This is a genomic window from Pseudomonas canadensis (assembly GCF_000503215.1).
In the GTDB taxonomy this organism is placed as follows: Bacteria; Pseudomonadota; Gammaproteobacteria; order Pseudomonadales; family Pseudomonadaceae; genus Aquipseudomonas; species Aquipseudomonas canadensis.
Map to the genome: position 1 here is coordinate 236,621 of NZ_AYTD01000013.1, position 23,448 is coordinate 260,068.

A 23,448-nucleotide genomic window follows, 5' to 3' on the forward strand; every position below is an offset into this window, starting at 1 on the left:
GACCGAAAGCGATAAAAAAACCATGACTACAGGCAGCGCTCTGTACATCCCGCCTTATAAGGCAGACGACCAGGATGTGGTCGTCGAACTCAATAACCGTTTTGGCCCTGACGCCTTCACCGCCCAGGCCACACGCACCGGTATGCCGGTGCTGTGGGTGGCGCGCGCCAAGCTCGTCGAAGTCCTGACCTTCCTGCGCAACCTGCCCAAGCCGTACGTCATGCTCTATGACCTGCATGGCGTGGACGAGCGTCTGCGCACCAAGCGCCAGGGCCTGCCGAGCGGCGCCGATTTCACCGTGTTCTACCACTTGATGTCGCTGGAACGTAACAGCGACGTGATGATCAAGGTCGCGCTGTCCGAAAGCGACTTGAGCGTCCCGACCGTCACCGGTATCTGGCCGAACGCCAGCTGGTACGAGCGAGAAGTCTGGGACATGTTCGGTATCGACTTCCCGGGCCACCCGCACCTGACGCGCATCATGATGCCGCCGACCTGGGAAGGTCACCCGCTGCGCAAGGACTTCCCTGCCCGCGCCACCGAATTCGATCCGTTCAGCCTCAACCTCGCCAAGCAACAGCTTGAAGAGGAAGCGGCGCGTTTCCGTCCGGAAGACTGGGGTATGAAACGCTCTGGCACCAACGAGGACTACATGTTCCTCAACCTGGGCCCGAACCACCCTTCGGCTCACGGTGCCTTCCGTATCATCCTGCAACTGGACGGCGAAGAAATCGTCGACTGTGTCCCGGACATCGGCTACCACCACCGTGGTGCCGAGAAGATGGCCGAGCGTCAGTCCTGGCACAGCTTTATCCCGTACACCGACCGTATCGACTACCTCGGCGGCGTGATGAACAACCTGCCGTACGTGCTCTCGGTCGAGAAGCTGGCCGGTATCAAGGTGCCCGACCGCGTCGACACCATCCGCATCATGATGGCCGAGTTCTTCCGGATCACCAGCCACCTGCTGTTCCTGGGTACCTATATCCAGGACGTCGGCGCCATGACCCCGGTGTTCTTCACCTTCACCGACCGTCAGCGCGCCTACAAGGTCATCGAAGCCATCACCGGCTTCCGCCTGCACCCGGCCTGGTACCGCATCGGCGGCGTGGCCCACGACCTGCCGAATGGCTGGGAGCGCCTGGTCAAGGAATTCATCGACTGGATGCCCAAGCGTCTGGACGAGTACCAAAAGGCTGCGCTGGATAACAGCATCCTCAAGGGTCGTACCATTGGCGTCGCCCAGTACAACACCAAAGAAGCCCTGGAATGGGGCGTCACCGGTGCTGGCCTGCGGTCCACCGGTTGCGACTTCGACCTGCGTAAAGCGCGTCCTTACTCGGGCTACGAAAACTTCGAATTCGAAGTCCCGCTAGCCGCCAATGGCGATGCCTACGACCGTTGCATCGTGCGCGTCGAAGAAATGCGCCAAAGCCTGAAGATCATCGAGCAATGCATGCGCAACATGCCGGCAGGCCCGTACAAGGCGGATCACCCGCTGACCACGCCGCCGCCGAAAGAACGCACGCTGCAGCACATCGAAACCCTGATCACGCACTTCCTGCAAGTTTCGTGGGGCCCGGTCATGCCGGCCAACGAATCCTTCCAGATGATTGAAGCGACCAAGGGTATCAACAGTTATTACCTGACGAGCGATGGCGGCACCATGAGCTACCGCACCCGGATCCGTACCCCAAGCTTTGCCCACTTGCAGCAGATCCCTTCGGTGATCAAAGGCGAGATGGTCGCGGACTTGATTGCGTACCTGGGTAGTATCGATTTCGTTATGGCCGACGTGGACCGCTAAGCATGAACAGCACGCTTATCCAGACAGACCGTTTCACCCTGAGTGAAACCGAGCGCTCGGCCATCGAGCACGAGCTGCATCACTACGAAGACCCGCGCGCGGCGTCGATCGAAGCCCTGAAGATCGTCCAGAAGGAACGTGGCTGGGTGCCGGACGGCGCGCTCTACGCCATCGGCGAGATCCTCGGCATCCCTGCCAGCGACGTTGAAGGCGTGGCCACGTTCTACAGCCAGATCTTCCGTCAGCCGGTCGGTCGCCACATCATTCGCGTGTGCGACAGCATGGTCTGCTACATCGGCGGCCACGAATCGGTGGTTGACGCGATCCAGACCAAACTGGGCATCGGCCTCGGCCAGACCACCCCTGACGGCCGCTTCACGCTGCTGCCAGTGTGCTGCCTGGGCAACTGCGACAAGGCGCCGGCGTTGATGATCGACGACGACACATTCGGTGACGTGCAGGCAACTGGCGTGACCCAATTGCTCGAGGGCTACCCATGACCCTTACATCTTTCGGCCCGGCCAACCTGATCAAGCGTTCGCCCGAGACCCATCCCCTGACCTGGCGCCTGCGTGACGATGCCGAGCCTGTATGGTTCGACGAGTACCAGGCCAAGAACGGTTACGCCGCTGCGCGCAAGGCCTTCGCCGACATGGCCCAGGACGATATCGTCCAGACCGTGAAAGACGCCGGCCTCAAAGGCCGCGGCGGTGCAGGCTTCCCCACGGGCGTGAAGTGGGGCCTGATGCCCAAGGACGAATCCATCAACATCCGCTACCTGCTGTGCAACGCGGATGAAATGGAGCCAAACACCTGGAAAGACCGCATGCTGATGGAGCAACTGCCCCATCTGCTGATCGAAGGCATGCTGATCAGCGCCCGCGCGCTGAAAACCTACCGTGGCTATATCTTCCTGCGTGGCGAGTACACCACCGCCGCCAAGCACCTCAACCGTGCTGTGGAAGAAGCCAAGGCCGCTGGCTTGTTGGGCAAGAACATCCTCGGTTCGGGTTTTGACTTCGAACTGTTCGTGCACACCGGCGCCGGGCGTTACATCTGCGGTGAAGAAACCGCACTGATCAACTCCCTCGAAGGCCGCCGCGCCAACCCGCGCTCCAAGCCGCCCTTCCCCGCCGCTGTCGGCGTGTGGGGCAAGCCGACTTGCGTGAACAACGTCGAAACCCTGTGCAACGTGCCGGCGATCATTGCCGACGGCGTGGACTGGTACAAATCGTTGGCCCGCGAAGGCAGCGAAGACATGGGCACCAAGCTCATGGGCTTCTCCGGCAAGGTCAAGAACCCTGGCCTGTGGGAACTGCCGTTCGGCGTGACCGCCCGCGAGCTCTTCGAGGACTACGCCGGCGGCATGCGCGACGGCTACACCTTGAAAGCCTGGCAGCCAGGCGGCGCCGGCACCGGTTTCCTGTTGCCCGAGCACCTCGACGCACAGATGTATGCAGGCGGCATCGGCAAGGTCGGCACCCGGATGGGTACGGGCCTGGCGATGGCGGTGGACAACACGGTGAACATGGTCTCGCTGCTGCGCAACATGGAGCAGTTCTTTGCCCGTGAATCCTGCGGCTTCTGCACCCCATGCCGCGACGGCCTGCCGTGGAGCGTGAAGCTGCTGATGGCCCTGGAAAATGGCGAAGGCCGCGAGGGTGATATCGAAACCCTGCTCGGCCTGGTCGGTTTCCTCGGCCCAGGCAAGACCTTCTGTGCTCACGCACCGGGCGCCGTGGAGCCATTGGGCAGCGCAATCAAATACTTCCGCTCGGAGTTCGAAGCCGGCATCGCGCCTACCAGCGCCGCCGTCCCGCCTCTGGCAAAGCCGATCGTAGTCGGCGCGTAACGCTTTAAAAGGCGAAGGGTCCGTGCCCTTCGCTTTCTCATGGGCTGACGCCGTAAAGGCTGTGTTGATGCCCATGAATAACAAGATTCCATTAGCCACGCCCGCTGACAACGGGCCAACGAAGAACTTTGAACCATGGCCACTATCCACGTAGACGGCAAAGCGCTCGAAGTCGATGGGGCAGACAACCTGTTACAGGCATGTCTCTCACTAGGCCTCGACATCCCGTATTTCTGCTGGCATCCCGCGCTTGGTAGCGTCGGTGCCTGTCGCCAGTGTGCGGTCAAGCAATACACCGACGAGAACGACACCCGTGGTCGTATCGTCATGTCCTGCATGACCCCAGCCACCGACAACACCTGGATTTCCATCGACGATGAAGAATCCAAGGCGTTCCGCGCCAGCGTTGTCGAATGGCTGATGACCAACCACCCTCACGATTGCCCAGTCTGTGAGGAAGGCGGTCACTGCCACCTGCAAGACATGACGGTGATGACCGGCCACAACGAGCGCCGTTATCGCTTCACCAAGCGTACCCACCAGAACCAGGACCTCGGCCCGTTCATTTCCCACGAAATGAACCGCTGCATCGCCTGCTACCGTTGCGTGCGCTTCTATAAAGACTACGCCGGCGGCACCGACCTCGGCGTATTCGGCGCCCACGACAACGTGTACTTCGGTCGCGTTGAAGACGGTGTGCTCGAAAGCGAGTTCTCCGGCAACCTCACCGAGGTCTGCCCGACCGGTGTATTCACCGACAAGACTCACTCCGAGCGCTACAACCGTAAGTGGGACATGCAATTCGCCCCGAGCATCTGCCATGGCTGTTCCAGCGGTTGCAACATCTCCCCAGGTGAGCGCTACGGTGAACTGCGTCGGATCGAAAACCGCTTCAACGGTTCGGTCAACCAGTACTTCCTGTGCGACCGTGGCCGTTTCGGCTACGGCTACGTCAACCGCGAAGACCGCCCACGCCAGCCACTGCTGGCCAATGGCGGCAAGCTGAGCCTGGACGACGCCCTGGATAAAGCCGCCGACCTGCTGCGCGGGCGTAACATCGTCGGTATCGGTTCGCCGCGTGCCAGCCTCGAAAGCAACTACGCGTTGCGCGAGCTGGTCGGCGCCGAGCACTTCTACTCCGGCATCGAAGCCGGTGAGCTGGAGCGCATCCGCCTGGTCCTGCAAGTGCTGAACGACAGCCCGCTGCCGGTGCCGAACATGCGCGACATCGAAGACCACGACGCCATCTTCGTGCTCGGTGAAGACCTGACCCAGACCGCCGCACGTATCGCCCTGTCGCTGCGCCAGTCGGTCAAAGGCAAGGCCGAAGACATGGCCGACGCCATGCGCGTCCAGCCTTGGCTCGACGCCGCCGTGAAAAACATCGGCCAGCACGCGCTGAACCCGCTGTTTATTGCAAGCATCGCTGAAACCAAGCTCGACGACATCGCCGAAGAATGTGTGCACGCAGCACCGGACGACCTGGCCCGCATCGGTTTCGCCGTGGCCCACGCCCTCGACGCCAGCGCGCCTGCCGTCGAAGGCCTGGACGCTGAAGCCGTTGAACTGGCTCAGCGTATCGCCGACGCACTGCTGGCGGCCAAGCGCCCATTGATCATTGCCGGCACCTCGTTGGGTTCCAAGGCGTTGATCGAAGCCGCTGCCAACATCGCCAAGGCCCTGAAGCTGCGCGACAAGAACGGTTCCATCAGCTTGGTCGTGCCGGAAGCCAACAGCCTTGGCCTGGCCATGCTCGGTGGCGAGTCCCTGGACGCGGCCCTGCAAGCGGTGATCGACGGCAATGCCGACGCCATCGTGGTGCTGGAAAACGATCTTTACACCCGCACCGATGCCGCCAAGGTTGACGCTGCGCTGAACGCCGCCAAAGTGCTGATCGTTGCCGACCACCAGAAGACCGCTACCAGCGAGCGCGCCGACCTGGTGCTGCCAGCCGCCACCTTTGCCGAGGGCGACGGTACCCTGGTCAGCCAGGAAGGCCGCGCCCAGCGCTTCTTCCAGGTGTTCGATCCGAAGTACATGGACGCCAGTATCCTGGTTCACGAAGGCTGGCGCTGGCTGCATGCCCTGCGCGCCACCCTGCTGAACCAGCCGATCGACTGGACCCAGCTCGACCACGTGACCGCCGCTGCCGCCGCGAGCGCGCCGCAACTGGCCCGTATCGTCGACGCGGCACCGTCCGCCGCGTTCCGCATCAAGGGCATGAAGCTTGCCCGTGAACCGCTGCGTTACTCCGGGCGTACGGCCATGCGCGCCAACATCAGCGTGCACGAGCCACGTACTCCGCAAGACCCGGACACCGCGTTCGCCTTCTCCATGGAAGGTTACTCGGGCTCTGCCGAACCGCGCCAACAGGTGCCGTTCGCCTGGTCGCCGGGCTGGAACTCGCCGCAGGCCTGGAACAAGTTCCAGGACGAAGTCGGTGGTCACATCCGAGCTGGCGACCCGGGCACGCGCCTGATCGAAAGCACCGGTGATTCGCTGAACTGGTTCTCTGCCGTACCGAGTCCGTTCAACCCGGCCCAAGGCACCTGGCAGGTTGTGCCGTTCTTCCACCTGTTCGGCAGCGAAGAGAACTCTTCGAAAGCCGCACCGGTCCAAGAACGTATCCCAGCCGCCTACGTTTCCCTGGCCAAGTCCGAAGCCGACCGCCTGGGCGTCAACGACGGCGCCCTGCTCAGCCTGAACGTGGCCGGCCAGACCCTGCGTCTGCCGCTGCGCATCAATGAAGAGCTGGGCGCTGGCCTGGTTGCACTGCCTAAAGGCATCGCCGGCATTCCAGCCGCGATCTTCGGCAAAACCGTTGACGGTCTGCAGGAGGCAGCGCAATGACTTGGTTCACTCCTGAAGTGATCGACGTGATCATCTCGGTGGTCAAGGCCATCGTGATCTTGTTGGCCGTGGTCGTCGCGGGCGCCCTGCTCAGCTTCGTCGAACGTCGCCTGCTGGGCTGGTGGCAGGACCGTTACGGCCCGAACCGCGTTGGCCCGTTCGGTATGTTCCAGATCGCGGCCGACATGCTGAAAATGTTCTTCAAGGAAGACTGGACCCCGCCGTTTGCCGACAAGGTGATCTTCACCCTGGCACCGGTCGTGGCCATGAGCGCCTTGCTGATCGCCTTCGCGATCATCCCGATCACCCCGACCTGGGGCGTGGCGGACCTGAACATCGGCTTGTTGTTCTTCTTCGCCATGGCCGGTTTGTCGGTCTATGCGGTGCTGTTCGCCGGTTGGTCGAGCAACAACAAGTTCGCCCTGCTGGGCAGCTTGCGGGCTTCGGCCCAGACCGTGTCCTACGAAGTGTTCATGGGCCTCGCGCTGATGGGCATCGTGGTGCAGGTTGGCTCGTTCAACATGCGCGATATCGTCGAGTACCAGGCGCAGAACCTGTGGTTCATCATTCCGCAGTTCTTCGGCTTCTGTACTTTCTTCATCGCTGGCGTCGCCGTGACTCACCGTCACCCGTTCGACCAGCCGGAAGCGGAACAAGAACTGGCCGACGGCTACCACATCGAATACGCCGGCATGAAATGGGGCATGTTCTTCGTCGGTGAGTACATCGGCATCATCTTGATCTCGGCCCTGCTGGTCACGCTGTTCTTCGGCGGCTGGCACGGTCCGTTCGGCATCCTGCCGCAGTTGGCGTTCTTCTGGTTCTTCCTGAAGACCGCGTTCTTCATCATGTTGTTTATCCTGCTGCGCGCTTCCATTCCGCGCCCACGATACGACCAGGTGATGGATTTCAGCTGGCGCTTCTGCCTGCCACTGACCCTGATCAATTTGCTGGTGACGGCTGCTGTTGTGTTGTTGAACACGCCAGCCGGCGCGGTTCAGTGAGGATTTGACCCATGTTCAAATATATTGGCGACATCGTTAAGGGTACCGGTACCCAGTTGCGAAGCCTGGTGATGGTGTTCGGTCACGGCTTCCGCAAACGCGACACCCTGCAATACCCGGAAGAAGCGGTGTACCTGCCGCCGCGCTATCGCGGCCGTATCGTGCTGACTCGCGACCCCGATGGCGAAGAGCGTTGCGTAGCCTGCAACCTGTGCGCCGTGGCGTGCCCGGTGGGTTGCATCTCCCTGCAGAAAGCTGAAACCGAAGACGGTCGCTGGTACCCGGACTTCTTCCGCATCAACTTCTCGCGCTGCATTTTCTGCGGCCTCTGCGAGGAAGCTTGCCCGACCACCGCGATCCAGCTCACGCCGGATTTCGAGATGGCCGAGTTCAAACGTCAGGACCTGGTGTACGAGAAAGAAGATCTGCTGATCTCTGGTCCCGGTAAAAACCCTGATTACAACTTCTATCGTGTTGCAGGTATGGCCGTTGCCGGTAAGCCGAAAGGCGCCGCACAAAACGAAGCCGAGCCGATCAACGTGAAGAGCTTGCTGCCTTAAGGAAGAAAGATGGAATTCGCTTTCTATTTCGCGTCCGGTATTGCAGTGGTGTCCACGCTTCGCGTGATCACCAACACCAATCCTGTGCACGCCCTGCTCTACCTGATCATTTCGCTGATCGCCGTGGCCATGACCTTCTTCGCACTCGGCGCACCGTTCGCCGGTGTGCTGGAAGTGATCGCCTACGCTGGCGCCATCATGGTGCTGTTCGTGTTTGTGGTGATGATGCTCAACCTGGGACCGGCTTCGGTCGCCCAGGAACGCGTCTGGCTCAAGCCCGGCATCTGGCTCGGCCCGGTTATCCTCGCAGCCCTGCTGCTGGGTGAACTGCTGTATGTGCTGTTCGCTCACCAGAGCGGCCAGGCCATCGGCCACACCACCGTAGACGCGAAGGCCGTGGGCATCAGCCTGTTCGGCCCGTACCTGCTGGTGGTCGAACTGGCTTCGATGCTGCTGCTCGCCGCAGCCATCACCGCCTTCCACTTGGGCCGCAACGAAGCCAAGGAGCAATGACGATGCCTGCTATCCCTTTGGAGCATGGTCTGGCGGTCGCCGGCATCCTGTTCTGCCTTGGCCTGGTCGGCCTGATGGTTCGCCGTAACATTCTGTTCGTGTTGATGAGCCTGGAAATCATGATGAACGCCGCGGCACTGGCGTTCATCGTAGCGGGTGCACGTTGGGGCCAGCCGGATGGACAAGTCATGTTCATCCTGGTGATCAGCCTGGCAGCCGCCGAGGCCAGTATCGGCCTGGCGATCCTGCTGCAACTGTATCGTCGCTTCCACACGCTTGATATCGACGCTGCCAGTGAGATGCGCGGATGAACATGATCTTTCTGACTTTCGTATTTCCCCTGATCGGTTTCCTGCTGCTGTCGTTCTCTCGCGGGCGCTGGTCGGAAAACCTCTCGGCCTTGATCGGCGTGGGCTCCATTGGCCTGTCGGCCATTGTGGCCGCCTACGTCATCTGGCAATTCAACGTGGCGCCGCCAGAAGGCGGTCACTACACCCTGGTGCTATGGCAGTGGATGTCGGTGGAGGGCTTCAAGCCCAACTTCGCCCTCTACGTCGACGGTCTGTCGATCACCATGCTCGGCGTGGTGGTGGGTGTGGGCTTCCTGATCCACCTGTTCGCGTCCTGGTACATGCGCGGTGAAGCCGGTTACTCGCGCTTCTTCTCGTACACCAACCTGTTTATCGCCAGCATGCTGTTCCTGGTACTGGGCGATAACCTGTTGTTCCTGTACTTCGGTTGGGAGGGCGTGGGCCTGTGCTCGTACCTGTTGATCGGTTTCTACTACAGCAACCGCAACAACGGTAACGCGGCACTCAAGGCCTTCATCGTCACCCGGATCGGCGACGTGTTCATGGCCATCGGCCTGTTCATCCTGTTCCAACAGGTGGGCACGCTGAATATCCAGGAACTGCTGGTGCGGGCACCGCAGAAATTCCAGGTTGGCGACTTCTGGATCACCCTGGCGACCCTGATGCTGCTGGGCGGCGCCGTGGGTAAATCCGCGCAACTGCCGCTGCAAACCTGGCTGGCGGATGCGATGGCCGGTCCTACCCCTGTTTCCGCACTGATCCACGCGGCAACCATGGTTACCGCCGGTGTCTACCTGATCGCGCGTACCCACGGCCTGTTCACCCTGGCGCCGGATATCCTGCATCTGGTGGGCATCGTTGGCGGCGTGACCCTGGTCCTGGCCGGCTTCGCCGCGCTGGTGCAGACCGACATCAAGCGCATCCTCGCCTACTCGACCATGAGCCAGATCGGCTACATGTTCCTGGCCCTGGGCGTTGGCGCCTGGGACGCGGCGATCTTCCACCTGATGACCCACGCCTTCTTCAAGGCCCTGCTGTTCCTCGCTTCCGGTGCGGTGATCGTTGCCTGCCACCACGAACAGAACATCTTCAAGATGGGCGGCCTGTGGAAGAAACTGCCACTGGCCTACGCCAGCTTCATCGTCGGTGGTGCCGCCTTGGCCGCCCTGCCACTGGTGACCGCCGGTTTCTACTCGAAAGACGAAATCCTCTGGGAAGCCTTTGCCAGCGGTAACCAGAACCTGCTGTACGCAGGCCTGGTGGGTGCGTTCATGACCTCGCTGTACACCTTCCGCCTGATCTTCATCACCTTCCACGGTGAAGCCAAGACCGAAGCACACGCAGGCCACGGCATTTCGCACTGGTTGCCATTGTCGGTGCTGATCGTGCTGTCGACCTTCGTCGGCGCCATGATCACCCCGCCTCTGCACGGTGTACTGCCGCAAAGCGTCGGCCATGCCGGCGGCGAAGCCCAGCACAGCCTGGAAATCGCCTCGGGTGCCATCGCCATTGCCGGTATCCTGTTGGCGGCCCTGCTGTTCCTCGGCAAGCGCCGTTTCGTGACGGCCGTTGCCAACAGTGGCATTGGCCGCTTCCTCTCGGCCTGGTGGTTCGCTGCCTGGGGCTTCGACTGGATCTACGACAAACTGTTCGTCAAACCGTACCTGGCCATCAGCCACATTCTGCGTAAAGACCCGCTCGACCAGACCATTGGTTTGATCCCGCGTGCTGCCAAGGCCGGTCACACCGCCCTGAGCCGCAGCGAGACGGGCCAATTGCGTTGGTATGCAGCTTCCATGGCGGCCGGTGCCGTGCTGGTGATCGGCGCCATCGTAGTGGTAGCGGTCTGATATGAACTTTGCGAACTTGCGAAAGGAAACGAGCCTGTCATGATTCTGCCCTGGCTAATCCTGATCCCCTTTATCGGCGGCCTGCTCTGCTGGATGGGTGAACGCTTCGGCGCCACCCTCCCCCGCTGGATTGCGTTGCTGACCATGTCCCTGGAACTCGCACTCGGCCTCTGGCTGTGGGCCCATGGCGACTATTCATTTGCTCCGGCACCGGGTGTCGATCCAACGTTCGCGCTTGAATTCAAGCACGTGTGGATCCAGCGCTTCGGCATCAACGTGCACCTGGCCCTCGATGGCCTGTCGCTGTTGATGATCCTGCTGACCGGCCTGCTGGGTATCCTCTCGGTACTCTGCTCCTGGAAAGAGATCCAGCGTCACGTGGGCTTCTTCCACCTGAACCTGATGTGGATCCTGGGCGGCGTTGTCGGCGTGTTCCTCGCCCTCGACCTGTTCATGTTCTTCTTCTTCTGGGAAATGATGCTGGTGCCGATGTACTTCCTCATCGCGCTCTGGGGTCACAGTTCTTCGGACGGCAAGAAAACCCGGATCTACGCGGCGACCAAGTTCTTCATCTTCACCCAGGCTTCCGGCCTGATCATGTTGGTGGCGATCCTGGGCCTGGTACTGGTCAACTTCAACAACACCGGCGTGATTACCTTCAACTACGCCGACCTGTTGAAAACCAAGATGTCCCTCACCACCGAGTACATCCTGATGCTGGGCTTCTTCATCGCGTTCGCGGTGAAGCTGCCGGTGGTGCCGTTCCACTCCTGGCTGCCGGATGCCCACGCACAGGCGCCGACTGCCGGTTCCGTGGACCTGGCCGGTATCCTGTTGAAGACTGCGGCCTACGGCCTGCTGCGTTTCGCCCTGCCGCTGTTCCCGAATGCCTCGGCGGAGTTCGCGCCGATCGCCATGACCTTGGGTCTGATCGGGATCTTCTACGGTGCGTTCCTGGCCTTCGCACAAACTGACATCAAGCGTCTGATTGCCTTCTCGTCCGTGTCCCACATGGGCTTCGTACTGATCGGTATCTACTCCGGCAGCCAACTGGCGCTGCAAGGCGCAGTCATCCAGATGCTGGCCCACGGTGTCTCGGCCGCTGCCCTCTTTATCCTGAGTGGCCAGTTGTACGAGCGCCTGCATACCCGTGACATGCGTGAAATGGGTGGTGTGTGGTCGCGCATCGCGTACCTGCCGGCGATCAGCCTGTTCTTCGCCGCCGCGTCCCTGGGCTTGCCGGGCACCGGCAACTTCATCGGCGAGTTCCTGATCCTGATGGGTGCATTCGTGCAAACACCGTGGATCAGTGCGATTGCTACCTCCGGCCTGGTGTTTGGTTCGGTTTACTCGCTGATCATGATCCACCGCGCCTACTTCGGCCCGGCCAAGTCCGACACCGTCCTGCAAGGGATGGATGCTCGCGAACTGATCATGGTGCTCGGCCTTGCGGTGCTGCTGATCTACATCGGCGTGTACCCGCAACCGTTCCTGGACACTTCTGCCGCGACGATGCATGGCGTGCAGCAGTGGTTCGGCACCGCCTTCTCTCAACTCGCTTCGGCCCGGTAAGAGCGCTATGGAATTCACGATCCAACACTTTATCGCGCTTGCGCCGCTGCTGATTACCAGCCTCACCATCGTGGTGGTGATGCTGGCCATCGCCTGGCGCCGCAATCATTCGCAAACGTTCCTGCTGTCCTGTGCCGGCCTCAACCTGGCCCTGCTGTCGATCATCCCGGCCCTCAAGGTCGCACCACTGGCGGTCACGCCGTTGATGATGGTGGATGACTTCGCCCTGCTGTATATCGCGCTGATCCTGGTCGCGACCCTGGCATGCGTCACCCTCGCCCACGCCTATATGGGCGAAGGCGGCACCGGCTACCCAGGCAACAAGGAAGAGCTGTACCTGCTGATCCTGCTGGCTGCGGCCGGCGGTATCGTGCTGGTCAGCGCACAGCACCTGGCGGGCCTGTTCATCGGCCTGGAACTGCTGTCGATCCCGACCTACGGCCTGGTGGCCTACGCCTTCTTCAACAAGCGCTCCCTGGAAGCCGGCATCAAGTACATGGTGCTGTCGGCCGCCGGTTCCGCGTTCCTGTTGTTCGGTATGGCCCTGCTCTACGCCGAAGCCGGCAGCCTGAGCTTCACCGGTATCGGTCACGCCCTGGCCACCACCAACATGCCTGCGCCAATCGCCCAACTGGGCCTGGCCATGATGTTGATCGGCCTGGCGTTCAAGCTGTCGCTGGTACCCTTCCACCTGTGGACCCCGGACGTGTACGAAGGCGCCCCGGCGCCGGTAGCGGCGTTCCTGGCCACCGCGTCGAAGGTTGCAGTGTTTGCGGTGATGGTGCGTCTGTTCCAGATCTCCCCTGCTGCCAACACCGGTGTGCTGAGCACCGTGCTGACCGTGATCGCCATCGCGTCGATCCTGTTCGGTAACCTGCTGGCCCTGACTCAGAACAACCTCAAGCGTCTGCTGGGTTACTCCTCCATCGCTCACTTCGGCTACCTGCTGATCGCCCTGGTGGCGAGCAAAGGCCTGGCCGTGGAAGCCATGGGTGTGTACCTGGTTACCTACGTGATCACCAGCCTGGGTGCGTTCGGCGTGATCACGCTGATGTCCTCGCCGTTCAAAGGCCGTGATGCCGACGCCCTGTACGAATATCGCGGCCTGTTCTGGCGCCGTCCGTACCTGACCGCCGTACTGACCGTGATGATGCTGTCCCTGGCCGGTATCCCGTTGACTGCCGGCTTCATCGGCAAGTTCTACATCGTCGCCACCGGTGTCGAAGCCCACGAATGGTGGTTGGTTGCCTCCCTGGTACTGGGCAGCGCCATCGGCGTGTTCTACTACCTGCGCGTGATGGTCACCCTGTACCTGATCGAGCCAAACCTGCGCCGTGTGGATGCCGAGCTGCATTGGGAACAGAAGGCAGGCGGCGTGATGCTGCTGGCCATCGCCCTGCTCGCGTTCTTCCTGGGCGTGTACCCACAACCGTTGCTCACCCTGGTGCAGCACGCGGTGCTGGGCGTTTGATCGCTTAGCGGGATGCAGTAAACAAGACGGCGCCTTCGGGCGCCGTTTTGCGTTTCAGGGGCAGGGGTTTTTACCCTCCCCTATTCACGGAAATTTCCTCGCCCGTCTGCCTCCCCATCCGGCATCTACCCGATTAACGCCGCCGTATGGTGTCTGCGTTTTAGGAAAGTTCCCACGGCAGGGTCACTTGACCCTTTGCGAGTGGGCCACCAAACTATACGCAGGCTACGTACAGAACATGGATGCTCTATTTATCGAACTGCCGGCCTTCGAGCGGCATCGCATGGACTATCTGAGTGACGAGCTTTTCCAGGGTTTTCAACAAGAGTTGATGAAGAACCCGGAAGCAGGAGATGTGATCGAGGGAACAGGCGGACTGCGCAAAGTTCGCTTCATCGATGAGCGACGCAACAAAGGCAAGCGCGGTGGCCTGCGGGTCATTTACTACTGGTGGTCGGGCGGCACGCAATTCTGGCTGTTCACCCTGTACGGCAAGCACGAACAGGATGACCTGACACCACAGCACAAAAAAGCCCTAAAACACATGCTGGACAGGGAAATCAAAGCGAGAACACATCATGAAACGTGAAATCTTTTCCGAACTTGTCGAAGGCTTCGACGCCCTGGCAGACGAACGCCAAGGCAAAGTCACCTTGCGAACCCACAAGGTTCACCTCAAAAACCTGGCGCCACTCACCGCTGAGGAAGTGATCGCCGTGCGCCAACAACTCAACCTCTCCCGGTCGGTGTTCGCCATGTACCTGCGCACCAATACCCGCACCCTGGAAAACTGGGAGCAAGGCCGAGCCAAGCCGAATGCCCAGGCTGCCACGCTGATTCGCCTGGTGGCACGTTTTCCTGAGACCGCGGCGCAACTTGCCGCTTTGGGTTGATCTGCAATTGCCTCAAAAAAAAACGCCCCGGATATTCGGGGCGTTTTTCGGTGCATGGCGTCAGAACGCGATACCGACCTTGAAGCCGTATTCGTTGCGCTTGAGCTTGGTGTTATCGGCCACTTCAGAATCACCGTCGAGTTTGTACTCGGTGCGGGTGTAGTACAGGCCCGCGACCACCGGCAGGTCGCCCTTCTGGTTCATCAACAGGCTGACTTCGGCGTAGGGATTGGTGCGGTCCTTGAGGTCCACGGTGTCGCTGCCGAAATCATCGACCTTGAGCTTGGTACGGCCGTCGATGGTGCGACGGGCGCCGGCTTCGACACGCAGGGTCATGTCATCGAACTGATGGTTGTAGCCCAGGGCTGCCTTGGCGAACGGCGATTTGTTGGTGAGTTTCACGTCGAGATCGTTGATCTCTGGCTCGTAACGGGTCCAGCTGTAGCCACCGCCAACGATCACGTCGACAAAGTTGCGCGCATCCAGCGCGGCACGCCAGCCGAGGTCCAGGTCAGCCTGCCCTTCCTTGAGCTTGTTGTCGCTCTTTTCGCCGTACTTGGCTTCGATACCGGCCTGGTAGATAAAGCCGGATTCGGCGGTGAGCTTGTTGCCGAAGTTATAGAACAGGCCCGCCTCGGGCATGTGGCTCTTGTCGCTTTCGCTGCCGCCTTCGAATTTGAAATCGTTATAGCTGCCCAGGATCCCGAAGGTGGAAATCGGGTCAGTGGACGGTGCGGCGAACACCGCAGCAGGCGCAGCGACCAGCGCCAGCAGCGAGGAACCCTTGAGGAATTTTCCGAATAGCTTGGACATCGTTTTACATCTCCTTGTCTGGTGAGCAAATTATTCAGGAACCGGTTCGAACCCCGGCCGGCGCCAAAGGTTCGAATTAATTTGCGTTGATTTGGAGGTAAAACGGTTCAGCGAAGGCTCTATCTCAATACTGTTACGAATTAGCCATTACCAAGCCATCAAGGACTGCCCGCAGCGCCGGCGTTTCCGGCACGCGAATCCCGAAGGTTTCAGTCAATACCTGCAACACCTCGTCGGCACTGGCGAGGGCGCGCTTTTCACTCGGCCGGTCCAGGTAGTGAATCGCATAATGGGCGTTGTTCAGGGTATGGCGCTTACCCGCAGCCAAGCGCGCGACTTTCAACTGGCCAATGAAGACCGAATCCGGATGGGTGGAGACATACCAGTTGCCGATTTCATAATCGATGGCCGCCTGCACCTGCAGATCGAACACATACAGGCCACGCCACTCCTCGGCCACTTGCGCCCACAGGGTGTAACTGCCCTGCCCGTCGAAGGTCAACCGATAAGGCTCATGGGCCGTGGCCTGCACCGCCTCGGTGTCCAACAGCAACGGACTGCTGGGCACCATGCCGCCAAAGCCGACATCGGTGATATAGCGCACGCCATCCAACGTCACCAGGCTCAAACGATGAGTCCGCGCCGTGCGCGCATCCGGCGCCCCGCCCATCACCACCCGCCCGGTGATGCCGCGCGCGTCAAAGCCAAGTTCCTGCAATAACGCCAGGAACATCTGGTTCAACTCGTAGCAATACCCGCCCCGCCCTTCCAGCAGCACTTTCCGCTCGACGCTCGGCAGGTCGATGGGCACTGGCAGGCGCATCAGACTCGACAAATTCTCGAAAGCAAAGGTGCACACATGGCGCAATTGCAGGTCCTGCAAGGTTTGCAGGGTCGGCGCTGGCGGCGAGTCATAGCCCAGGCGTTGCAGATAGAGGCGGCTATGGGTCAACAGTGACATGGCGCAATCCTTGGGCACGGGATGAAGCCGACACTATGCCGCGTCGACGTGCAGATTGTCATTTTGAATGAACCTTTTTAAGCGCTGCCCTATCCATCTATAACAACACAGGGAGGCAACATGAGTACCGCAAAAATCTACACCATCAATTATCAGCTGCACGGCAAACCGAAATCCTTTGTGGTGCGCGCCGAAGTGATGAACAACGCCGAGGCCTGGCACTGGGCGGCGGTGGATGCCGATATCGCCCATGTGAGCCGCGTGGGGCGAGTTGGGCACGAGCAAGTGAAGAAGACGACTCGGCCCTGGGCGGAGAAATATGGCATCACTGAAGTCACCTGGATCGCGCCCAAGTAAATAAAAGCCCCGCTCAATGGCGGGGCTAGTTTTATGGCTTCAAGTCGCCCAACGGATCATAAGGCGGCTTTTTTTCATCCTTGTCTTTCTTCTCCTTATCCAACGGCGCAATCGCCGGTCCGATAGGATCCACCTGCGGATCCGCCACATCCGGCGAATCCGGGTCAAACCCCAACTCATCCTTGCCACTGGAATGCTCGCCCGAAGCCGGACCTTTTGGTGTGTTACTCACGGTGTTCTCCTCGTTCAGAGCGGGCGGGCCTTGTCGTGCAGGTTTTCCAGGTCTTCTTCGACGCGTTCCACGTCGTCGTCCTGACGCTCCGCCGGGTCGTTGGGGCGCAACGCATCGTTGTCGCGCTCTTCTTCTCCGGGTGTGCGGTCAGGGTTTGGGGTGCCGGGGGGCGGCTGGTTGTAGTCGGACATGATGGTTCACCTCAAGGGGTCTACACAGGTTTAGAGAAACCGCCGTGCGCCATCGTTCAACTTGTTTGCCCAAGCGTGAGATGATGCCCACCCCTTCTTGAGGCATGAACCGGATGTTCGAGCTCAAACCCTGCGACCCTGTCACCTTCCGTCAACAAACCCGGCGCAGCACCTTGATTGTGGCGGTGCTGTTCGTGGCCCTGGCGATGTTGCTGTCGAGCCTGGCGGTGATGCTGTTTGGCGAGCCTGGCGGGGATAATTTCCGCTTTAATGTCGGCGGGGTGTTCGCCGGGGTGCTGATTACGGTGGCGCTGGTGCGCGGTCCGTTCTGGTCTCAGCCGTGGCTGGCGGCGGCGGTGTATGGCTGGCAGCTCAAGCGCAACCTGATGAGCGTGACCAATGTGATGCACAAGGTCACCGAGCGGGTGCAGGCGAATGACCCGACGGCGATCAAGGTGCTGCGCTTTTATCACTTGGGCCTTACGCAAATGCATGAACTGGACGCCAACTCCAGCGCCCAGGTGCAACTGGTGGCTGAGGTCGAAGCGCATAAGGCCAAGATGCAGGCGCTGGGGATCGATCCCGAGCAGACCCGGTTCGACCCCGCTTGGCTGGACGCGTTTAAAAGCGCTTAGGCCAGCACGCCTACGAAGTCTTCTTGATGGGACACGCACACCCTCACATCGTCAGTTGGAATTTTTTGCCCGCCAGCAGAACACCGCGCTGACGGCAATCGCCGCACCGGCCAGGCCAAACACCCAGGGCGCCGAGGCGATCGGCAGCAACAAGCCGGCGAGCAAGGGCCCGAGGCCGGCGCCGATATCGCGCCACACGGCGTTCGAGGCCAGCGCCGACACGCGCATGGAACCGGGGTTGCGCTCGGCCACCAATGTCGTCACCAGCGGAAGTTGCAGCGCACGCAGCACCAGCACCGCCGCCGCGCCGACAATCACACAGTAACTGCCGAATGCGGTCAGGGCCAGGGCACTCAGGAACGAAAACAGCAGCAGCATCGAGGTCGCGCCAAACCGCTGGGCGGCGCGACCGCCCAGGGGGCTCAGGAGCATTTCCGAGACGTACCGCAGCGCCATCAGGCCACCGGCGATCAGCACCGCATCGCCACCCAGCAGCTTTTGCGCCTGGATCGACAGGCCGAAGATAAACAGGCCGTCCAGCGCCACCCCCTCGATAAACGACCACATCGCCACACTGTCCGGCCACTTGAAGCGCCGCCCCGGCGTGCTGTGCAAATCATGCCCGACCGTAGGCAAGCCACGCGCCATCCACAAGCCCACTAGGCAGCACCCAGCCAGAATCAGAAAGATCGGACGCGGCCCGGCCATCAATGTCAGCCAGCCGCCCAACGGCAACGCAAGCATCGGCCCGAGGGCGATCAGCGCGCGGGAACGCCCGGCCCGGCGTGCGGCACCGGCAGGTTCCGAGGTGGCCAATACTTGGGTCGAAAGGTTCAGCGCAGCAAAACACAGGCCCCACACCAACCGCAGGCAGAGCAAGGCGGCGAACCCGGACAGCAGCGAGTTGCCCACGGCGCACAGGGTGGCGGCGCCGGCGGCGATCATGCAGGTCAGGCGGTCGCCGTTGCGCGCGTAGAAATTCAGCACATGGCGGTAACCGAAAATCCGCACCAGGCGGTTGGCCGCCAGCAACACTCCGGCCTGGGCCAGGGTGATGCCGAACGCCTGGGATTCCATTGGCAGCAGCAGGTAGAGCAACACGTCACTGGGCAGGCATAACGCCAGGGTCAGCGCGGCGCGGCGGGAGTGCGTATCAGCGGTGCGAAGGGCCAGGCTCGACATAAATCTGAAACATCCTGAAATATTCAGGTCGCCACGGTAGCGTTAATCAGTCCTTTTTCCCATAGGGAAACAACCGCAGACCGCTGGCCACGGCCCCGACCAAGGCAAACCCGCAGCCCAGCCATAGCGCATATTGCGGCCCGCTGCCCAGGGACAGGTGAAAACACAAGGCCACCAACGACGCGCCCAACGTCTGCCCCAACAACCGCGAAATCGCCACGATGCCACTGGCCCCGCCGCTGCGCGCCAACGGCGCACTGGTCATCAAGGCCTTGAGGTTGGGCGACTGGAAGAAGCCGAAGCCCGCGCCACACAGCGCCATGCGCCAACCAATATCCAATGCCGACGCACCGCTGCCGAGGGTCGCGAGCGCGGCCATGCCCACGCTGAGCATCAACAGGCCGATGCCGCACAGCACGCCCAGGTTCACGCGGTCGGCCAGGCGCCCCGCCACCAGCGCCATCACCGCCACAACAGCGGGCCAGGGTGTCATCAGGAAACCTGTTTCCACCTGGCTGTGCCCCAGCACCGCCTGCAACAGGAACGGCAGCGACACAAACGCCAGGCCTTGGGCGCTGAACGCGCAAATAGCAGTGAGGGAAGACAAGGCAAACACCGGACGTTTGAACAGGTCCAGCGCCAGCATCGGTGCCGGGTGCCCAGCCTGGCGCCGCAGCAGCAATGCACCGCACACCAGTGCCACGGCAATCAGTCCCCAGGTCAAGGCGCCCTGGGCGCCGTGCACCGCCGTGCCCAGACCCAACACCAACAAGGCAAACAGCCCCGCGCACAACGCGGCGGCAAGACGGTCGAAGGCATGCCCGGTCATCGGCAGGGTCGGCAACGAGCGCAGGCCCAACGCAAGCGCCAGCAAGCCCAAGGGCACATTGATCAGGTACAGCCAGTGCCAGGTCGCCACCGACAGAATCGCCGACGCAGCGGTCGGCCCCAGGGTAAACGCCAGTCCTACCACCAGCGAGTTGTAACCCAGCCCCCGACCGAGCATTTTTGACGGGTAGATATGCCGCAGCAGCGCCGTGTTCACGCTCATGATCGCCGCCGCGCCCAGCCCCTGCACCACCCGCGCCGCCGTCAGGGTGACCAGCGAGCCGGCCAGCCCGCAAAACAGCGACGAGACAATAAACAACAGCAACCCGCCGAGATACACCCGGCGATGCCCCAGCACATCACTGAGGGACGCAAACGGCAACACCGTGGCGATGATCGCCAACTGGTAGGCATTCACCACCCAGATCACCGAGGCGGAATCGGTGCCAATCCCCTCGGCCAGGGTCGGCAAGGCCGTGTTGACGATGGCCGTGTCCAGGGTCGCCATGCCGATCCCCAGGGAGATCGCAATCACGGCAGGGAGGCGTTTATTGAGGGGCAACCCATCGGCAACAGAAGACATGGACTATCCGCGCAGGTGACAAAGGCCCCTAGATTACGGGTAGACCGTTTTTTTTTCAGTGGCCGATGGCCTGGCTGTCAGAATTTTCATGTTGATGCCCACGCGATTCCCGACAAAAAACGGACAGCGCCTACATCTCACCCCGACCATTCTTTGCACCCTTGGCGTTTCTTCTCTTAACGAACCGGAGAGCGCCGCCCATGCTAAAACAGCCACCCCTGACCCATGACCGTCGACAATTCCTACGCCTTGCTACGGTCGGCGCTGGCGCCCTGATGCTCACGGGCGCGTTACCTGCAGCGCTCGCACACGCCTCGCCGGCACCGAAGGCGGCCAATAACCTCAACCCACAACAAGCCCTGGCCAGATTGATGGAAGGCAACGGTCGCTATGCCGAAGGCGTCACCAAGCGCCATGAATTCATGAGCGAGCGCGAGGCGTTGGAGGGCGGGCAGAATCCGTTCGTAGCGGTCCTGAGCTGCGCTGATTCACGGATTACTCCGGAATACGCCTTCGATACCGGCCTTGGCGACCTGTTTGCCGTACGGGTGGCGGGTAACTTCGTGACCGACGACGGGCTCGCCAGCCTCGAATACGCGGTGGCGGTGCTCCGCACGCCGTTGATCATGGTGCTCGGGCACGACAGCTGCGGCGCCCTTGCCGCCGGGGTGAAAGCCACCAAGGACAACGCCACGTTCCCCGGCAAGATCCAGGGCCTGGCAGACGCGTTCAAGCCGTCGGTGCGCAAGGTCTTGAAAGCGCCTGGCGATCTGCTTGCGAACGCCATTGCGCAAAATGTCAGCGACACGGTAGCGCGGCTCAAGGCCGAGTCGACGCTGCTGGCGGACGCCCTGGCCGCTGGCAAACTGCACATTGTCGGCGGTATCTACAGGTTGCACAGTGGCCGGGTCGAGTTGATCGGCTGACCCTCAACGCCAGTGCCCGGTACTGGCCATCAACCCCACGGCTTGCGCAAAACCCGCCTGGGGTGCGGTGTTCAGCGTGACCAGCCCGACACAGCGGCTCGGCTTCAACGTCGCGGCCCGCGCAGCGATCCGTGCGCCCTGCTGCGCACCGGCGAACACCGCTTCGGGGATGTGCAGCGCATTCATCAGGTCGAGCACATCCTGGCCAAGCACAGCGTCGTCTGCGGTGCGCAAGTACGGCACGATCACCCGAAAGCCCTGGGCAGCCAGCGGCGCCGCCACCTCGGAGAACGCCCTGACATCTGCCCCCAGCAACATGATCGCCCGGCCCTCCTCCGGCCCAAACTGTTCATAACGGATCTCCTGGTCATCGGTGCTCACCTGTTGCACCGCCAACGCCGGCGCGGCCATGACCACCGCCGCCAGCAGCAAAAAACCACGACGATCAAACATGACTGACTCCCACTATTAATTCACTGCCCAGCCAACCGGCCAGGTATTCCCCTGCCTGCATCACACCCGCTTCTTCCCCCAGGCGCTGCACCAGGAACTCACACAGCCCAGCGAAACTGCCGTCGGCCTGCAGCTGTTGCACGGCCAGTAGCTCCAGCGCATCCACCTGGCGTAAACGCGACGTGAACTGCCGACGCCACACGAGCAAGCCACCCGCCTGTTCCAGCATCACCGCTTCCGGCGCAAGCGCTTCCTGCCACAGCGCCGACCAGATGGCCTCGGCATTGGTGGTCAGGGCGTGGCAGCGCAACGACGGCGTCAGTTGCAACACGGCCGTGTCCCAATCCAGCTCGGCCACGACCTCCAGGGCCAACGGCTGTGCGTCAGCGGCGACAAAGGCCTCATTCAGGGCCGACTCGATCCAGGCCAGCTCATGCACATCCGGGTTGCGCGGGAACACCTCCCTCAAGGTGGCGTAGAAGCCCTCCGGATAAGCGTCCAGCGTCCAGGCGTGGGGTGGATGGTTGTCGATATGGGTGATGCTCGCCGCCAGAAAGGCCTCCTCTCCAACCCAACGGCGCAGGTTGGGAAATGCCTGCTCCAGGCACCCGACCAACTGCGCGCGGTAGTTGTTCTGGTACACCGCCAGGCCGGCGTGATGATTGCCCAGCGACTGCGCGGATTCATCCGACGCACTCACCAACCAGCTGCGAAAGGTGTGCTGTAGCTGCGCCAGGTTCATCGTTGCGCTCCCAACGTGCGGGCCATCGCCAATTCCTGGAGCAGCTCGGCAAGTGGCGGGATCTCATCGTCGCGTTCGATCATGGTCGCCACCGGGCCCAGCCGGGTCATGGCCTGGGCGTAAAGCTCCCAGACGCCGGTGCACACCGGGCTGTCATGGCTGTCGATCAAGATGTCACGGCCTTGACTGTGACCGGCCAGGTGCACCTGACGCACACGTTCGGCGGGAATCCCCTGGAGAAACGCCAGGGCGTCGAAACCGTGATTGCTGGCACTGACGAACACATTGTTGACGTCCAGCAGCAACTCGCAGCCGGTACGCTGGGCCATGGCCGCGATAAATTCCCACTCGGTCATGGAGGCGCCTTCGAACGCCAGGTAACTCGAGGGGTTCTCGAACAACATCGTGCGGCCCAGCACGTCCTGGGCTTGATGGATGTTGGCGCAGACTCGGTCCAGGGCTTCGTCGGTGTAGGGCACTGGCAACAAGTCATGGGAATTGAAGTCACCGATGCGCGACCAACTCAGGTGGTCGGACACAAACAGCGGTTCAATCTCGTCTACCAGCGCCTTGAGGCGCTTCAAGTAATCCCCGTCCAGCCCTTCGGCGGTGCCGATGGACATGGACACGCCGTGCAGCGCCACCGGATACCGTTCGCGCACCTGACGTAAAATGTGCCGGGGCTGGCCGCCCGCGACCATAAAGTTTTCGGAGATCACTTCGACAAAATCCACAGGCACCGAAGTCTCCAGGAAATCGCAGTAATGCTCCTTGCGCAGCCCCAGGCCGTAGCCTGAAAAGTGAGGGTTGGATGTCGACATGGCGGATCTCCGCAAAGAATAAGTGGCGAGCCCGCAAGGGG

General features: G+C 61.6%; 25 protein-coding genes. 16 read left to right on the plus strand and 9 right to left on the minus strand.

All coding sequences use genetic code 11. From position 1 onward, the window contains the following. The first annotated feature begins 22 nt into the window (after positions 1–22). The 13 genes from nuoC (at position 23) to U367_RS0110005 (ending at position 14,683) form a co-directional block, all read left to right on the plus strand. Positions 23–1,807, plus strand: a complete 1,785-nt coding sequence (gene nuoC, locus U367_RS0109945) for an NADH-quinone oxidoreductase subunit C/D (RefSeq protein ID WP_028616805.1) — start codon at positions 23–25, stop codon at positions 1,805–1,807. Between the two features lie 2 nt (positions 1,808–1,809). After that, positions 1,810–2,307, plus strand: coding sequence for an NADH-quinone oxidoreductase subunit NuoE (nuoE, locus tag U367_RS0109950; protein WP_016975546.1), 498 nt, complete (start codon positions 1,810–1,812; stop codon positions 2,305–2,307). Then, positions 2,304–3,659: an NADH-quinone oxidoreductase subunit NuoF gene (gene nuoF, locus U367_RS0109955; protein ID WP_028616806.1), complete on the plus strand. Its 1,356-nt coding sequence runs from the start codon at positions 2,304–2,306 to the stop codon at positions 3,657–3,659. Before nuoE ends, nuoF begins: the two co-directional genes overlap by 4 nt. Positions 3,660–3,794: 135 nt before the next feature. Continuing rightward, complete coding sequence (gene nuoG, locus U367_RS0109960) at positions 3,795–6,509, plus strand: NADH-quinone oxidoreductase subunit NuoG (protein ID WP_028616807.1); 2,715 nt, start codon at positions 3,795–3,797, stop codon at positions 6,507–6,509. Then, positions 6,506–7,513 carry an NADH-quinone oxidoreductase subunit NuoH gene (nuoH, locus tag U367_RS0109965; RefSeq protein WP_017137518.1) on the plus strand — a complete coding sequence of 336 codons (1,008 nt, stop codon included), beginning with the start codon at positions 6,506–6,508 and terminating at the stop codon, positions 7,511–7,513. Before nuoG ends, nuoH begins: the two co-directional genes overlap by 4 nt. Before the next feature lie 11 nt (positions 7,514–7,524). Further along, positions 7,525–8,073, plus strand: a complete 549-nt coding sequence (gene nuoI, locus U367_RS0109970; protein ID WP_003174725.1) for an NADH-quinone oxidoreductase subunit NuoI — start codon at positions 7,525–7,527, stop codon at positions 8,071–8,073. A 9-nt stretch (positions 8,074–8,082) separates the two neighbouring features. Beyond that, on the plus strand, positions 8,083–8,586 hold the full coding sequence (gene nuoJ / locus U367_RS0109975; protein WP_016974946.1) for an NADH-quinone oxidoreductase subunit J: 504 nt from the start codon (positions 8,083–8,085) through the stop codon (positions 8,584–8,586). Between the two features lie 2 nt (positions 8,587–8,588). After that, positions 8,589–8,897 (plus strand): NADH-quinone oxidoreductase subunit NuoK, encoded by a 309-nt coding sequence (nuoK, locus tag U367_RS0109980; protein ID WP_003174727.1) that lies wholly within the window; start codon positions 8,589–8,591, stop codon positions 8,895–8,897. After that, on the plus strand, positions 8,894–10,747 hold the full coding sequence (nuoL, locus tag U367_RS0109985) for an NADH-quinone oxidoreductase subunit L (RefSeq protein WP_028616808.1): 1,854 nt from the start codon (positions 8,894–8,896) through the stop codon (positions 10,745–10,747). Before nuoK ends, nuoL begins: the two co-directional genes overlap by 4 nt. A gap of 39 nt (positions 10,748–10,786) precedes the next feature. Further along, on the plus strand, positions 10,787–12,319 hold the full coding sequence (gene nuoM, locus U367_RS0109990; protein ID WP_010209575.1) for an NADH-quinone oxidoreductase subunit M: 1,533 nt from the start codon (positions 10,787–10,789) through the stop codon (positions 12,317–12,319). Between the two features lie 7 nt (positions 12,320–12,326). After that, positions 12,327–13,790 (plus strand): NADH-quinone oxidoreductase subunit NuoN, encoded by a 1,464-nt coding sequence (nuoN, locus tag U367_RS0109995; protein ID WP_028616809.1) that lies wholly within the window; start codon positions 12,327–12,329, stop codon positions 13,788–13,790. A gap of 238 nt (positions 13,791–14,028) precedes the next feature. Continuing rightward, a complete protein-coding gene (locus U367_RS0110000) occupies positions 14,029–14,379 on the plus strand; it encodes a type II toxin-antitoxin system RelE/ParE family toxin (protein WP_032864181.1) in 351 nt (116 codons plus the stop codon). Further along, on the plus strand, positions 14,369–14,683 hold the full coding sequence (locus U367_RS0110005; RefSeq protein WP_028616811.1) for a helix-turn-helix domain-containing protein: 315 nt from the start codon (positions 14,369–14,371) through the stop codon (positions 14,681–14,683). Before U367_RS0110000 ends, U367_RS0110005 begins: the two co-directional genes overlap by 11 nt. A 60-nt stretch (positions 14,684–14,743) precedes the next feature. On the opposite strand, the gene U367_RS0110010 is transcribed toward U367_RS0110005, so the two are convergent. Continuing rightward, positions 14,744–15,496, minus strand: coding sequence for an outer membrane beta-barrel protein (locus U367_RS0110010; protein WP_016979648.1), 753 nt, complete (start codon positions 15,494–15,496; stop codon positions 14,744–14,746). 133 nt (positions 15,497–15,629) lie between these two features. After that, positions 15,630–16,457: an arylamine N-acetyltransferase family protein gene (locus tag U367_RS0110015; protein ID WP_028616812.1), complete on the minus strand. Its 828-nt coding sequence runs from the start codon at positions 16,455–16,457 to the stop codon at positions 15,630–15,632. A gap of 120 nt (positions 16,458–16,577) precedes the next feature. Here U367_RS0110015 and U367_RS0110020 point away from each other — a divergent pair, with 120 nt between their 5' ends. Further along, positions 16,578–16,814, plus strand: a complete 237-nt coding sequence (locus U367_RS0110020; RefSeq protein ID WP_028616813.1) for a DUF6555 family protein — start codon at positions 16,578–16,580, stop codon at positions 16,812–16,814. A 31-nt stretch (positions 16,815–16,845) separates the two neighbouring features. Here U367_RS0110020 and U367_RS0110025 read toward each other — a convergent pair whose 3' ends face one another. Next, entirely contained in the window at positions 16,846–17,046 is a 201-nt protein-coding gene (locus U367_RS0110025; protein ID WP_016979665.1) for a DUF6021 family protein, read from the minus strand. Positions 17,047–17,060: 14 nt separating this feature from the next. Then, a complete protein-coding gene (locus tag U367_RS1000000132055) occupies positions 17,061–17,237 on the minus strand; it encodes a hypothetical protein (protein WP_016979666.1) in 177 nt (58 codons plus the stop codon). A gap of 113 nt (positions 17,238–17,350) precedes the next feature. Here U367_RS1000000132055 and U367_RS0110035 point away from each other — a divergent pair, with 113 nt between their 5' ends. Beyond that, positions 17,351–17,872 carry a DUF3087 domain-containing protein gene (locus U367_RS0110035; protein ID WP_028616814.1) on the plus strand — a complete coding sequence of 174 codons (522 nt, stop codon included), beginning with the start codon at positions 17,351–17,353 and terminating at the stop codon, positions 17,870–17,872. Positions 17,873–17,923: 51 nt separating this feature from the next. Here the strand turns inward: U367_RS0110035 and U367_RS0110040 are convergent, their stop codons facing one another. After that, positions 17,924–19,054 (minus strand): MFS transporter, encoded by a 1,131-nt coding sequence (locus U367_RS0110040; protein WP_028616815.1) that lies wholly within the window; start codon positions 19,052–19,054, stop codon positions 17,924–17,926. A 46-nt stretch (positions 19,055–19,100) separates the two neighbouring features. After that, positions 19,101–20,465, minus strand: coding sequence for an MFS transporter (locus U367_RS0110045; protein ID WP_028616816.1), 1,365 nt, complete (start codon positions 20,463–20,465; stop codon positions 19,101–19,103). A gap of 200 nt (positions 20,466–20,665) precedes the next feature. Between U367_RS0110045 and U367_RS0110050 the strand changes: the two genes are divergently transcribed. After that, positions 20,666–21,391, plus strand: coding sequence for a carbonic anhydrase (locus U367_RS0110050; RefSeq protein ID WP_028616817.1), 726 nt, complete (start codon positions 20,666–20,668; stop codon positions 21,389–21,391). 3 nt (positions 21,392–21,394) lie between these two features. On the opposite strand, the gene U367_RS01000000130040 is transcribed toward U367_RS0110050, so the two are convergent. The 3 genes from U367_RS01000000130040 to bufB are packed head-to-tail and all read right to left on the minus strand — an operon-like array spanning position 21,395 to position 23,407. Further along, entirely contained in the window at positions 21,395–21,844 is a 450-nt protein-coding gene (locus U367_RS01000000130040; protein ID WP_028616818.1) for an alpha/beta fold hydrolase, read from the minus strand. After that, positions 21,837–22,586 (minus strand): HvfC/BufC N-terminal domain-containing protein, encoded by a 750-nt coding sequence (locus U367_RS0110060; RefSeq protein WP_028616819.1) that lies wholly within the window; start codon positions 22,584–22,586, stop codon positions 21,837–21,839. Before U367_RS0110060 ends, U367_RS01000000130040 begins: the two co-directional genes overlap by 8 nt. After that, complete coding sequence (gene bufB, locus U367_RS0110065; protein WP_028616820.1) at positions 22,583–23,407, minus strand: MNIO family bufferin maturase; 825 nt, start codon at positions 23,405–23,407, stop codon at positions 22,583–22,585. The genes U367_RS0110060 and bufB overlap by 4 nt, the downstream gene beginning before the upstream one ends. Positions 23,408–23,448: the final 41 nt, after the last annotated feature.